Below are 13873 nucleotides of genomic sequence, written 5' to 3'. Positions count from 1 at the left end.
CAGCTCCTACAGGTTCAACGCAATCCATGTGGGAGCGGGCTTGCTCGCGAAGGGGCAATTACAGGCTAGGCAGCAACTTCGCCGAAACCAGCTCGTTCAGGCAACGGGAAGCCAGCAACTCGCTCGCAGCGTTGATATCCGGTGCAAAGAAGCGGTCCTTCTCATAGAACGGCACTTCGTTACGCAGAATGGCACGGGCTTTTTCCAGTTTTGGCGAAGTCTTCAGACCATTGCGCAGGTCCAGGCCCTGGGCTGCCGCCAGCCATTCCACCGCGAGAATCCCACGGGTATTTTCGGCCATTTCCCACAGGCGCTTGCCAGCCGCCGGAGCCATCGATACGTGGTCTTCCTGGTTGGCGGAAGTCGGCAGGCTGTCCACCGAATGCGGATGGGACAACGCCTTGTTCTCGCTGGCCAATGCCGCTGCGGTCACCTGGGCGATCATGAAGCCGGAGTTCACACCGCCGTTGGCCACCAGGAACGGCGGCAGTTGCGACATGTGCTTGTCCATCATCAGCGAGATACGGCGCTCGCTCAGGGAACCGATTTCAGCGATGGCCAATGCCATGTTGTCAGCGGCCATGGCCACCGGCTCGGCGTGGAAGTTGCCACCGGAGATCACGTCACCTTCAGCGGCGAAAACCAACGGGTTGTCGGAAACGGCGTTGGATTCGATCGCCAGTACTTCGGCCGCTTGACGGAACTGGGTCAGGCAGGCACCCATGACTTGTGGCTGGCAACGCAGGGAGTACGGGTCTTGTACCTTCTCGCAGTTTTCATGGGAGTCGGAGACTTCGCTGCGCTCGCCCAGCAGATCGCGATAAGCGGCGGCGGCGTCGATCTGGCCTTTCTGGCCACGGGCAGCATGGATACGGGCGTCGAACGGCGAACGCGAGCCCAGGACCGCTTCAACGGTCAAGCCGCCCAGTGCCAAGGCACCAGCAAACAGGTCTTCACCTTCGAACAGGCCACGCAGGGCAAACGCGGTGGACACCTGGGTGCCGTTGAGCAGCGCCAGGCCTTCTTTCGCGGCGAGGGTCAGCGGGGTCAGACCAGCAACTTTCAGCGCTTCGGTGGCTTCCATCCACTCGCCCTTGTAGCGAGCCTTGCCTTCGCCCAGCAGCACCAGCGACATGTGGGCCAGAGGCGCCAGGTCACCGGAAGCACCGACCGAGCCTTTCAATGGAATGTGCGGGTAAACCTCGGCATTGATCAGGGCGATCAGCGCGTCAATCACCACACGACGGATGCCAGAGAAACCACGACTCAGGCTGTTGACCTTGAGCACCATGATCAGACGCACCAGCTCATCGCTGATCGGCTGGCCGACACCGGCGGCGTGGGACAGCACCAGCGAGCGCTGCAGGTTTTCCAGGTCTTCGCTGGCAATGCGGGTCGAGGCCAGCAGACCGAAACCGGTGTTGATACCGTAGGCGGTGCGGTTCTCGGCGAGGATCTGTTCCACGCAGGCAACGCTGGCTTCGATCTGGGCCGAGGCGCTGTTGTCGAGGGTCAGTTTCACCGGCTGCTGATAGACGTCACGCAGTTGGGCGAGGGTCAGTTGGCCGGGAATCAGATTTAGCGCAGTCATTTTTGTGCTCCTTTTGAGAGTTAGCTATTAACTAACCAGACGCTCCGGAGATGTCCGTTGTCCGTCGCTTCCCCCTTTTTGAGGGGGTGGCGCCTTGGCACGCTGGTTTTATAGGGAAATCAATTCAAATTCGGTAACGTTTTTTGCAGCAAAACAGGGTCTTTCAGAACACTGGCAGCGGCGGCAATGTCTGGTGCCAGCCAGCGGTCCTGGTCGTAGGCAGGAACTCGCTCACGCAGCAGACGCCAAGCGGTATCGGTGCCCGCACCAAAGCGTTGTTCCTTCAAGAATTCAAACGCCTGGGCCGCCAGCAAATACTCGATGGCGAGGATCTGCGTGCAGTTTTCCAGCGCGCGATGCAGCTTCAGTGCGGCGTTGGTGCCCAGGCTCAGGTGATCTTCCTGAAGACCGGAAGTGACGTAATTGTCGAGGACTGCCGGTTGCGCCAGTTGACGGTTCTCCGCGCACAGCGAAGCGGCCACGTATTGCACGATCATCATCCCGGAGTTCACGCCCGGGTTGGCCACCAGGAAAGCCGGCAGGCCGCTGACGTGCGGGTTGATCAAACGGTCCAGACGACGCTCGGCGATGGAGCCGATTTCCGCCATGGCGATCGCCAGCAAGTCCGCCGCCATTGCCACGGACTGGCCATGAGGGTTGGCCTGGGACACCACGCGGTAATTGTCCGCGGTACCTAGCACCAGCGGGTTGTCGGTGGCGCCGTTGAGCTCGGTTTCGATCTGTTTGATCGCGTGCACCAGTTGATCGCGCGCAGCACCGTGCACCTGCGGGATCGAGCGAATGCTCAGGGCATCCTGGGTGCGAATGCCTTTGCTCTGGGCGATCACTTCGCTGCCGTCGAGCAAGGCCCGAAGGTTGATCCCGACCTGTTGCATGCCCGGGTGCGGCTTGAGCGCGATGATCTCCGCGTCGAACGCATCGATCTGCCCGCGCTGGGCTTCGAAGCTCATGGCGCCGATCACGTCGGCCCATTCCAGCAGGCGCGTGGCATCGGCAATCGCCAGGCAGCTCAGGCCACTCATGCACGGCGTACCGTTGACCAGGCACAAACCGTCCTTGGCACCGAGCTTGACTGGTTGCAGACCTTCTTCGGCCAGCGCTTGCTGCGCGGAAACGATCTGCCCGCGATAGCTGACATTGCCCACGCCCAGCAGCGCGATGCCGATGTGCGCCATGTGAGTCAGGTAACCCACCGAACCCTGGGACGGCACCTGCGGGGTGATGCCCCGGTTGAGTAGCGCCAGCAGCGCTTCGACGACCTGACGGTGCAAGCCGGATTTGCCGTGGCTGTAGTTGACGATGGCCGCGCACATGATCGAGCGGGTCTGCTCGTCAGTCAGCGGTGCACCCACGCCGCAAGCGTGGCTGAGCAAGGTGTTGCGCGACAACTGGCTGAGTTGTTCGTCCTGCAGCGAGACGTTGCACAGCGCGCCCAGGCCGGTGTTGATGCCGTAGGCACGTTCGCCGCTGGTGACAATGCGCTGGACGATGGCCTGTGCGTTCTCGATGCGCGCCCAGATCGGTGCCGACAGTTCAAGCTGTGCGCCATGACGAGCAACGGCGACCACATCCTGCCAACTGACCTGCGACTCGGTGATAACGATTTTTTCAGCCTGGGACATCTTCAACCTCTGCGTACAAACCTGAATATTGATGCATCTTTACCGGCCTCATCGCGAGCAAGCTCGCTCCCACAGGTTTTGTGAACACCGGGGATCCACTGTGGGAGCGAGCTTGCTCGCGATGGGGCCAGCACAGCCGGCACAAACCTTTAAACCACCGCCGCCCGACGCTGCACAAAGCGGTCGACATACTCATCCGCCGGCGAATGCAGGATCTCTCTTGGCGTGCCGACCTGGATCAGGCGGCCATCCTTGAGAATCGCGATGCGGTTGCCGATGCGCACGGCCTCGTCGAGGTCGTGGGTGATGAAGACAATGGTCTTGTGCAGGGTCTTTTGCAGTTCCAGCAACTGGTCCTGCATCTCCGCGCGGATCAGTGGGTCGAGGGCGCTGAACGCTTCGTCCATCAGGATGATGTCAGTGTCCGCCGCCAGGGCGCGGGCCAGGCCCACACGCTGACGCATGCCGCCGGATAGCTGGTGCGGGTATTTGTTTTCGTAGCCCTTGAGGCCCACGGTGTTGATCCAGTGCAGCGCACGCTCAGCGCACATGGCTTTGCTTTCGCCACGGATTTTCAAGCCGTAGGCGACGTTGTCCAGCACGCTCTTGTGCGGCAACAGGCCAAAGCTCTGGAACACCATGCTGATCTTGCGCCGACGAAATTCGCGCAGGGCTTCCATGTCGTATTGCAGGATGTCCACGCCGTCCACCAGGATCGCGCCGCTGGTCGGGTCGATCAGGCGGTTGAAGTGGCGCACCAGGGTCGACTTGCCTGAGCCCGACAGGCCCATGATCACGAAGATCTCGCCGCTGCCGATGCTCAGCGACAGGTCGTTCACGCCGACCACGCAGCCGGTTTCGGCCAGGACCTGGTCCTTGGTCTTGCCCTGGCCGATCATGGCCAGCGCATCCTTGGAACGGTTGCCGAAAATCTTGAAGACGTTCTTGACTTCGATCTTGCTCACGGTTGCGTTGTTCATTTGCTCACCTCATGCCGTGCGCGACCATACGCCTGTGTAATGCGGTCGATCACCACAGCCAGAATCACGATCGCCAGACCGGCTTCAAGGCCACGCCCGACGTTGAGGGTCTGAATCCCCACCAGCACGTCTTCACCCAGGCCACGGGCACCGATCATCGAGGCGATCACCACCATCGACAGGGCCATCATGGTGGTCTGGTTGATCCCGGCCATGATGCTCGGTAGGGCCAGTGGCAGTTGCACACCGAACAGTTGCTGCCAGCGGTTGGCACCGAAGGCGTTGATCGCTTCCATCACTTCGCCGTCGACCTGGCGAATGCCCAGATCGGTCAGACGGATCAGCGGTGGTGCGGCGTAGATCACCGTGGCGAAAATCGCCGGGACCTTGCCCAGGCCAAACAGCATCAGAACCGGGATCAGGTACACGAAGCTCGGCATGGTCTGCATGATGTCCAGCAACGGCATCAGCACCGAACGCAGGCGGTTGCTGCGCGCCGAGAGAATGCCCAGCGGAATGCCGATCAACACCGAAATGATCGTCGCCACCATCATCAGCGCCAGGGTCTGCATCAGCTTGTCCCAGAGGCCGACCGCACCCACCAGGAACAGCAAACCAACGATGACGGCAGTGGTCACGACCTTGCGGGTCGCGTGCCAGGCCACACCGGCCACGATGGCCAGCATCAGCCACCAGGGTGCAGCACGCAGCAGGCCTTCAAGATTGACGATGGCCCACAGCAGGGTGTCGGAGATGCTGCGGAAAACGTCGCCGTAGTTGGTAACCAGCGAATCGACCCAACCGTTGACCCAGTCGGCGATGGAAAAGGTAAAGCTTTCGGGAAACATAAGAGACTCTCAATCAAGGGGTTGCGATCAAGCGTCCGACTGCCGCTGCCGACAGCCGGAGAAGCCCAACCTACAAGGCCGCGTCGATTTTCTTGGCTGCGTCTTCGCTCACCCATGCGTGCCAGACTTCAGGATGTTCCTTCAGGAAGATCTTGGCCAGTTTTGGTGATTCGATCCGCTCTTTGGTCATGCGCCCAAGGTTCTGGTTCAGCAGGTCGATTGGCACGTTGACCTTTTCCAGCACGGCCACCAGTTCAGGCGCTTCGTCGTGGAACGTCTTGGACAAGCCGACCTTGATGGTCACTGTCTTGTTCACGCCTGGTTTCTCTTCGAGTTTCACCGCGTCGATCTGGCCTATCAAAGGCGTTGGCGACCAGTAGTAGAACAGGATCGGCTCGCCACGCTTGTAGCTCGACAGCACAGCGGCATCCAGCGCCGGGCCGGTGCCTGGGCGGAAGTTGGTGTAGGTGCTTTCCAGGCCGTAGCTTTTCAGCATTTCGCTGTTGTCCAGCTCACAGGTCCAGCCGGCCGGGCAGTTGTAGAAACGGCCCTTGGAAGGCTCTTCGGCGTCCTTGAACACCGCCGAGTATTTGCCCAGGTCAGCAATGTTTTTCAGGTCCGGAGCCTTGGCTTCCAGCTTACGCTTGGCGTCGCCTTCGATCACGTAGCGAGGCACGTACCAGCCTTCGATCGCGCCAACAACCGGGGCGCCGACACCGACGACCTTGCCGGCCTTCTCGGCCTTGTTCCAGACTTCGCTGCGGCCGACCCACTCTTCGGCAAACACTTGAATGTCGTTGCTGCTCAGAGCGTTTTCCATGGTGATGGAGTTGCCCGGCAGGCTGTCGGTCTTGCAGTCGTAGCCTTTCTCCAACACGACTTGCATCACGTCGGTCAGCAGCATGGCGCTTTCCCAGTTCAAGCCGGCGAACTTCACCGGTTTACCCGACTCGCACCAACCCGCCGCCTGAGTGGCGCCAGCGCTGGCCAGCAGGCCCATGGAAAGCAATGCGGTCAGCAGGGTCTTGTTCGATTTCATTGTTATGACGCTCCTAATCATGAATTGGCTTACGGCAGTCAAGAGGCATCCAGCCCTGTCCACGTCCAATCAGGCCTGCGCCGCAGCGCGACCGACATTCAGCTTTTGTTCTGTGATCGCGCCCTGCTCGACCGGCAGGATCAAACGATCAGGCACTGTGCCGTGCCATTTTTTTGCACACAGGTAATACAGGGCGGCGGGAAGCACCAGACCGATGACCCAGGAAATATCCACATCACCCAGGGCCGCCACCAGCGGACCGGTATAGAACTTAGTGGAGATGAACGGCAGCTGCACCAGCACACCGAACACATAGACGCTGATACCGAGGAGGTTCCAACGACCGTAGCGACCATTCGGATCGGCCAGAGCCGGTACGTCATAGCGCTCGCGGGTGATGCAGTAGTAGTCCACCAGATTGATCGCGCTCCAGGGGGTAAAGAACGCTAGCAAGAACAGGATGAAAGACTTGAACGCGCCGAGGAACGAGTGCTGACCGAGCAACGCCATCAGAGTCGCAGCACCGACGATGACCAGCACGAAGACCAGACGCTGCAAGTGCGTCACCTTCAGGTCACCACGGAAACCGCTGATGATGGTCGCAATGCACATGAAGCTACCGTAGGAGTTCAGCGTGGAGATGGTGACCTTGCCGAACGCGATGCTGAAGTACAGCAGCGCAGCAGTGGCACCGGTACCGCCCAGACCAACGATGTAGGCCACTTCGTGACCGGCGAATTGCCCGTTGGCCGAAGCGGCAGCGAACACGCCGAGGACCATCGCCACCTGTGCGCCAATGACCGAACCCGCACCTGCGGCGAAAAAGGTTTTCACCGAGGAGATATTGCTCGGCAGGTAGCGTGAGTAGTCAGCCACGTAAGGGCCGAACGCGATCTGCCAGGACGCCGCGAGCGACACCGCCAGCAGGAAGCTGCTCCAGCTGAAGTGACGGATTTGCAGGAGAGCGCCGACGTCGGTCTGGCTCATCAGGCGCCAGAACAGATAAACGAAGGCAATCACACCGATGACGCTGGCAACTCGGCCGATCCAATGGATCACCCGATAACCGAGCACCGTGACCAGCACGATGACACTGGCAAAAATGAGGATACCGACGCTGTCGCTGACGCCAAACAACTGGCCCAGCGCCTGGCCGGATAACACGGTTCCCGTTGCAGTGAAGCCCAGGTACATCAGGCACACCAGCACGATCGGGATGGCCGCGCCGTACACGCCGAACTGTACCCGGCTGGAAATCATCTGCGGCAGGCCAAGCTTCGGGCCTTGCGCCGCATGCAGCGCCATTACGCCACCGCCGAGCAGTTGGCCGATCAACAGACCGATCAACGACCAGAACACATCACCGCCAAGCACCACCGCCAATGCACCAGTGACAATCGCGGTGATTTGCAGGTTGGCACCCATCCACAGGGTGAACTGGCTAAACAGACGACCGTGTCTTTCCGCTTCCGGGATGTAGTCGATCGAACGCTTCTCGATCAACGGTTTGTTGCCTGCACGTTCGCTGTTAACAGCCATGATTCAACCTCTGTGGATTGTTATAGGTATATCGGTTGTCGGTGTTGGCTTCTGTGGGAGCGAGCTTGCTCGCGATAGCAATCTGTCAGACAGCACAAGTGTTGAATGTGTCGCCCTCATCGCGAGCAAGCTCGCTCCCACATAAAGCCGTACAGCGTTATTTGCCGGTAATCATCGGCAGGTTCAGCCCTTGTTCCTTGGCGCAGTCGATGGCGATCTGGTAACCGGCATCGGCGTGACGCATGACGCCAGTGGCCGGGTCGTTGTGCAGCACGCGAGCGATACGCTCGGCCGCTTCGTCAGTACCGTCGCAGACAATCACCATGCCCGAATGCTGGGAGAAGCCCATGCCGACGCCGCCGCCGTGGTGCAGGGACACCCAGGTCGCGCCGCTCGCGGTGTTGAGCAGAGCGTTGAGCAGTGGCCAGTCGGAAACGGCGTCGGAACCGTCCTGCATCGATTCGGTTTCGCGGTTCGGGCTCGATACCGAACCGGAGTCCAGGTGGTCGCGGCCGATCACGATTGGCGCGGACAACTCGCCGCTACGGACCATTTCGTTGAACGCCAGGCCCAGCTTGGCGCGCAGGCCCAGGCCAACCCAGCAGATACGTGCCGGCAGACCCTGGAAGCTGATGCGCTCGCGGGCCATGTCCAGCCAGTTGTGCAGGTGGGCGTCGTCCGGGATCAGTTCCTTGACCTTGGCGTCGGTCTTGTAGATGTCTTCAGCGTTGCCCGACAGTGCAGCCCAACGGAACGGGCCGATGCCACGGCAGAACAGCGGACGGATGTAGGCCGGTACGAAGCCCGGGAAGTCGAATGCGTTTTCCACGCCTTCTTCTTGCGCCATCTGACGGATGTTGTTGCCGTAGTCGAAGGTCGGGATGCCTTGCTTCTGGAAGTCGAGCATCGCTTTAACGTGCACGGCCATCGATTGCTTGGCGGCTTTGATCACGGCAGCAGGTTCGGTCTTGGCGCGAGCGCGGTATTCGTCCCAGGTCCAGCCGGCTGGCAGGTAGCCATTGAGCGGGTCGTGGGCGCTGGTCTGGTCGGTGACCATGTCCGGGCGCACGCCGCGCTTGACCAGTTCAGGCAGGATTTCAGCCGCGTTGCCCAGCAGCGCGATGGAAATCGCTTTGCCTTCGGCGGTGTATTTGGCGATGCGGGCCAGTGCGTCGTCGAGGTCTTTGGCTTGCTCGTCGACGTAGCGGCTTTTCAGACGGAAATCGATGCTGACCTGCTGGCATTCGATGTTCAGCGAGCAAGCGCCAGCCAGGGTTGCAGCCAGAGGCTGAGCACCACCCATGCCGCCCAGGCCAGCGGTCAGTACCCACTTGCCGGTCAGGTTGTCGTTGTAGTGCTGGCGACCAGCTTCAACGAAGGTTTCGTAGGTGCCCTGGACGATGCCCTGGCTGCCGATGTAGATCCAGCTGCCGGCGGTCATCTGGCCGTACATGGCCAGGCCTTTGGCGTCCAGTTCGTTGAAGTGTTCCCAGCTCGCCCAGTGAGGAACCAGGTTGGAGTTGGCGATCAGTACGCGCGGGGCGTTGCTGTGGGTCTTGAACACGCCGACCGGCTTGCCGGATTGCACCAGCAGGGTTTCGTCGTCGCTCAGGTTGGTCAGGCTTTCGACGATCTTGTCGTAGCATTCCCAGTTACGTGCCGCGCGACCGATACCACCGTAAACCACCAGTTCTTTAGGGTTCTCGGCGACTTCCGGGTCGAGGTTGTTCATCAGCATGCGCAGCGGCGCTTCAGTCAGCCAGCTCTTGGCGGTCAGCTTGTTACCGCGTGCGGCACGGATTTCGACGTCGCGAAACTTGGTACGTTTATTCTCGGTCACGAAAAGAACTCCTCAGCAATCAATCCAAACCAACCCAGGCAGTGGGCGAGCAAGCCAATGGGCATCAGTGCACACCGGCGAATCAGTGGACGATGGTTGAGTCTTCGTGACTCATACGCATACGTCTTTACTTGTACATACAAGCATATGCAATCAAGCGGCCAACTTGTTGGATGAGCATTCAAGAAAAGTTCGGAAACAGCTGGAGAGCCCTTGGAACAAGGGTTTTGGCGTAGATGAAATTTTTCGAGGGGATTTTTTGGAGGATAGGCGGATTGTTACTTGAGCGTGGTTTTGCGCCACGCTGGGGCATTCGGTAACAAATTGGTGCGCGGACGGAAACGGTCTGAGGGGTAGCACAACATCGCGTGCAAACATGGCCCCTGCAGGAGCCGAGCTTGCTCGCGATGGTCGTGAACGATAACGCGTAGAACCAGATGCCCAGCGGCGAATTTGGGTTATTCGCGAGCGAGCTCGCTCCTACAGGGATGGTGTATCAGCGTGCGACGAGTTCGATCACGCAGCAGGCGCCATTGCTGGAGACTTCCAGCAGCCCAGTGTTACCGACCAGTTGCAGGCAATCATGGCGACCCAGTTGCGAAGCGCTGGTACCGACCTTCACTTCAAGCGCATCGCTGATGCTGAAGACCAGCACAGTCCCCGCCTCACTGAAAAACCGCTGCTCGCCCGACAACCACTGCAACCGCGCGGCGTAACGCTGCGGTGCGTAAATGAGGTTGAAATCGCGAATCGCACCGCCGAGCAATGTGCAGGAAACCTTGCTTTCACCGCTGAAGGCAAACGGGTCCAGCGGTAACAGTGGCCGAGTATCCTGGCCATCCACCGTCAGGCTCATGCCGTCGCCCTGCAAAACAGTGATCACTCGCTCGTAACCGGCGAAGGTGGAAAACCCGCCCGATTCGCCAATGTCGGCAATCGACAGGCGCCAGCCAAAGCCATCCAGACCGGTGCCGGCATCGCGGGTGATTTCTTCGGTGCTGCCGCCGCCGTTTTTCCACGGCATGCGCGGGTAATCTTTGGCGCGTAAAACCTTTAACTGATTCATTTATGGAACCGACCTTCCAGACGATGACGGGAACCGGGGTGGATCAAGCGAGCGGCGGTCACCGGCTGACGGCCGGACCAGGTGCGGCGACGGATCAGCAGGCACGGCTCGCCTTTTTCAATCTGCAGCAATTTGCATTCGGACGACTCGGCCAGGATCGCCTCAACCACGTGCTCGCCTTCGGTCAGCGGCGCGACCTGGTTCAGGTAGGCGTAGGGCGTTTGCAGGGTGAAGTCCTGCTTGAGGTAGTCCGGCGCCACCAGCGCATTGACGAAACGATCTTCGATTTGCACCGGAATATCGTTTTCGAAATGCACGATCAGCGAGTGGAACACCTTCTGCCCTTCGCGCATGTCCAGGGCCAGGGCGCGCTCGGAGCCGGCGGCCTCTTCTTCAAGGGTGATGACCTTGCAGGTGTGGCGATGACCGCGAGAGGCGATTTCATCGGCGATGTTGTGCACTTCGAACAAGGCAGACTGGCTTTTCGGCTCGGCGACGAACGTGCCGACGCCTTGCATGCGCACCAGCAGGCCATCGGCGGTCATCTCGCGCAGGGCGCGGTTGATGGTCATGCGGCTGAAGCCCAACTGGCTGACCAGCTCGCTTTCCGACGGCACGCGGTAGTGCGGCGGCCAGTTTCCACTGTCGATTTGCTGGGTGATCATTTGTTTGACGCGGGCGTACAAGGGCGCCGGACTGTCGCCCATGTTCGCGGCCAACGGAGAGACTGGAGGCGGAGTCGGCACGGTTAATCCTTGTTCGTTGAAAAGAGATTGCTAGCTTGCCGGAGTTTACCGGGCAGGCAAACGTCTGTATATGTATATACAAATAACACACGATGGGGTGCTGAACCATGTCCGCCTTCTTTGCCGAACGCGCGCTGCTGCCTAGTGGATGGGCCAACAATGTACGTCTTGAGGTCAGCGCCGACGGCGTTTTGACCCATATCCAGGCCGATTCCAACGCAGATGGCGCCGAACGGCTAAGCGGTCCGCTGCTGCCGGGTATGCCGAATTTACACTCCCACGCCTTCCAGCGGGCCATGGCCGGGCTGGCGGAAGTGGCGGGAAATCCGAACGACAGTTTCTGGACCTGGCGCGACCTGATGTATCGCCTCGTCGGAAAAATCAGCCCGGAACAACTCGGCGTCATCGCCCGTCAGCTGTACATCGAAATGCTCAAGGCCGGTTACACATCGGTGGCGGAATTTCATTACGTACACCATGACATCAGTGGCCAGCCTTACGCGGACCCGGCCGAACTGGCCCTGCGTATCAGCCAGGCCGCAGGTTCCGCCGGTATCGGCCTGACCCTGCTGCCGGTGCTCTACAGCCACTCCGGTTTCGGCGGCCAGACTCCGAACGAAGGTCAGCGTCGCTTCATCAACAGCACCGAAAATTACCTCAAGCTGCAATCGCGCCTGCAACCGCTCCTGGCGCAGCAGCCGGCGCAGGCCCTGGGCCTGTGTTTCCACTCGCTGCGCGCGGTCACGCCGCAACAGATCAGCGAAGTGCTGGCCGCCAGCGACAAACAATGCCCGGTGCACATCCACATCGCCGAGCAGCAGAAGGAAGTCGACGACTGCCTGACCTGGAGCGGTCGTCGTCCGCTGCAATGGCTGTACGAAAACGTCGAAGTCGACCAGCGCTGGTGCCTGGTCCACGCGACCCACGCCAGCCCGGAAGAAGTCACGTCGATGGCCAGGAGCCGCGCCATCGCCGGCCTGTGCCTGACCACCGAAGCCAACCTTGGCGACGGGATTTTCCCGGCGGTGGATTTCCTCGCCCAGGGCGGCCGCATGGGCATCGGTTCCGACAGCCATGTGTCGTTGAGCGTGGTGGAAGAGTTGCGCTGGCTGGAATACGGCCAGCGTCTGCGCGACCAGCGGCGTAATCGTTTGTACGGCGCGGATCAGCCAATGGTCGGCCGCACGCTGTTTGATGCCGCGCTGGATGGTGGTGCTCAGGCGCTGGGGCAGCCGATTGGCGCTCTGGAAGTCGGCAAGCGCGCGGATTGGCTGGTGCTGGACGGCAACGATCCGTATCTGGCGACAGCCAATGGCGACGGGATTCTTAATCGCTGGCTGTTTGCCGGTGGCGATCGTCAGGTGCGGGACGTGTTGGTGAACGGCCAGTGGGTTGTGCGGGATGGACGGCATGCTGATGAGGAAGAAAGCAATCGCGCCTTCACTCAAGTCCTGCGCGAACTCCTGGGCTGACACAAAACAACTGTGGGAGCGAGCTTGCTCGCGATAGGGCCATCAGATTCAACATTGATGTTGTCTGACAGTCCGCTATCGCGAGCAAGCTCGCTCCCACAGTGTTATCTGTAATCAGTTGGACGTCTCGGCCATCTGCTTTTCCGAGGCCCGCCAGATCAGCCGCGTGGTGTCGTACCCCTGCTGACGTGCCTTGCTCAGCAACTCCTCACGCACCACACCGTTCACGGTCGGCGTGCGCGACAACAGCCACAGATACTTGCGGCTCGGGTCACCGACGATGGCGGTCTTGTAGTCATCGCTGACGTACAGCACCCAGTATTCGCCCTTCGCCGAACCCGGGATCAGCCTGGAAAACCAGGTATCGAACTCGACCCACAGCTTGTCGCTCTTGCCGGGCACCTGTGGATAAGCCGTGCCCTTGACCTCTTCCCATTGCCACTGTGCCGTCAGGCAGCGGTTCAGCACTGCGAGGTTGCCGTCGGGCTTGAGCGTGTAATGGGCTTCGGACTGCGCGCAGTCGCGCTGGAAGTACATCGGCATACGAGCCAGCTCGTACCAGGTGCCCTGGTAGCGCTTGAGGTTGACGCTATTGACCGTCTTGGGGGCCAATGGGTCCTGGCCAGACGTGGCACAGCCGGCCAACACCAGGCCGGCAAAAAGGATGATCAATAACCGCTTCATTATTTTTCTCCCGTGGGCGATCGCCCCGGTTTACTTCAGGCCTTGGCCGGAAAACATCAGCACTTTGTCACCGGCGAACTGCACGCTGATAAAGCTGTTCTTGTCGCCCCAGGTGCAGCTGGACATGCCGAGCGCGCCTGAACAATCGGCGGGTTTGCCCAACAGGGTCTCCACATCGGCCTTGGCCATGCCGGCGGAGAGCTTCGAGTAGTTTTCCTGATTGACCTTGCTGCAGGCAGCGAGCAATACGCAGAATGAAAGCAGGGCGATGGAACGCAACGACATGGTGAAACTCCGGGGGCGTAGGGGATTGGCATGGCTGCCAAGCTGAAGCTTAGAAGAGAAAACCCCTGTCAGGTTCCCTGCCCGGCAGGCTATTTATCGGGCCACTCGTCTACCTTTTGCCGAAAATCAGCCACTTTGCC

At 60.3% G+C, this 13873-nt stretch carries 12 protein-coding genes; 1 reads left to right on the top strand and 11 read right to left on the bottom strand.

What is annotated here, in order from left to right:
- Nucleotides 1-58: 58 nt before the first annotated feature.
- The 9 genes from hutH (PSJE_RS21355) to hutC form a co-directional block, all read right to left on the bottom strand.
- Nucleotides 59-1591, bottom strand: a complete 1533-nt coding sequence (hutH, locus tag PSJE_RS21355; RefSeq protein ID WP_090452629.1) for a histidine ammonia-lyase — start codon at nt 1589-1591, stop codon at nt 59-61.
- A 119-nt stretch (nt 1592-1710) separates the two neighbouring features.
- Complete coding sequence (gene hutH / locus PSJE_RS21350) at nt 1711-3234, bottom strand: histidine ammonia-lyase (protein ID WP_090452628.1); 1524 nt, start codon at nt 3232-3234, stop codon at nt 1711-1713.
- A gap of 149 nt (nt 3235-3383) precedes the next feature.
- Entirely contained in the window at nt 3384-4214 is an 831-nt protein-coding gene (locus tag PSJE_RS21345) for a quaternary amine ABC transporter ATP-binding protein (protein WP_052961897.1), read from the bottom strand.
- Nucleotides 4211-5062 (bottom strand): ABC transporter permease, encoded by an 852-nt coding sequence (locus PSJE_RS21340; RefSeq protein WP_057712387.1) that lies wholly within the window; start codon nt 5060-5062, stop codon nt 4211-4213. Before PSJE_RS21340 ends, PSJE_RS21345 begins: the two co-directional genes overlap by 4 nt.
- A gap of 70 nt (nt 5063-5132) precedes the next feature.
- Nucleotides 5133-6101, bottom strand: a complete 969-nt coding sequence (locus PSJE_RS21335) for an ABC transporter substrate-binding protein (protein ID WP_090452627.1) — start codon at nt 6099-6101, stop codon at nt 5133-5135.
- Nucleotides 6102-6170: 69 nt separating this feature from the next.
- The gene (locus tag PSJE_RS21330; RefSeq protein ID WP_057712389.1) at nt 6171-7640 is read right to left on the bottom strand and encodes a purine-cytosine permease family protein; all 1470 of its coding nucleotides are present in this window, start codon (nt 7638-7640) and stop codon (nt 6171-6173) included.
- Nucleotides 7641-7797: 157 nt separating this feature from the next.
- The gene (gene hutU / locus PSJE_RS21325) at nt 7798-9480 is read right to left on the bottom strand and encodes a urocanate hydratase (protein ID WP_090452626.1); all 1683 of its coding nucleotides are present in this window, start codon (nt 9478-9480) and stop codon (nt 7798-7800) included.
- 496 nt (nt 9481-9976) lie between these two features.
- Nucleotides 9977-10546, bottom strand: coding sequence for a HutD/Ves family protein (locus PSJE_RS21320; RefSeq protein WP_090452625.1), 570 nt, complete (start codon nt 10544-10546; stop codon nt 9977-9979).
- Complete coding sequence (hutC, locus tag PSJE_RS21315) at nt 10543-11253, bottom strand: histidine utilization transcriptional repressor HutC (RefSeq protein ID WP_173677901.1); 711 nt, start codon at nt 11251-11253, stop codon at nt 10543-10545. Before hutC ends, PSJE_RS21320 begins: the two co-directional genes overlap by 4 nt.
- A 146-nt stretch (nt 11254-11399) precedes the next feature.
- Here hutC and PSJE_RS21310 point away from each other — a divergent pair, with 146 nt between their 5' ends.
- Nucleotides 11400-12764, top strand: coding sequence for a formimidoylglutamate deiminase (locus tag PSJE_RS21310; RefSeq protein ID WP_090452622.1), 1365 nt, complete (start codon nt 11400-11402; stop codon nt 12762-12764).
- 114 nt (nt 12765-12878) lie between these two features.
- Here PSJE_RS21310 and PSJE_RS21305 read toward each other — a convergent pair whose 3' ends face one another.
- On the bottom strand, nt 12879-13448 hold the full coding sequence (locus PSJE_RS21305; protein ID WP_057712393.1) for a lipocalin family protein: 570 nt from the start codon (nt 13446-13448) through the stop codon (nt 12879-12881).
- 30 nt (nt 13449-13478) lie between these two features.
- On the bottom strand, nt 13479-13733 hold the full coding sequence (locus PSJE_RS21300) for a hypothetical protein (protein ID WP_007975531.1): 255 nt from the start codon (nt 13731-13733) through the stop codon (nt 13479-13481).
- Nucleotides 13734-13873 lie beyond the last annotated feature (140 nt).

The organism is Pseudomonas jessenii (assembly GCF_002236115.1).
Classification (GTDB): domain Bacteria; phylum Pseudomonadota; class Gammaproteobacteria; order Pseudomonadales; family Pseudomonadaceae; genus Aquipseudomonas; species Aquipseudomonas jessenii.
The sequence above is the reverse complement of the archived record's forward strand: the minus strand, read 5'-3'. Positions and strand labels throughout refer to the sequence as shown.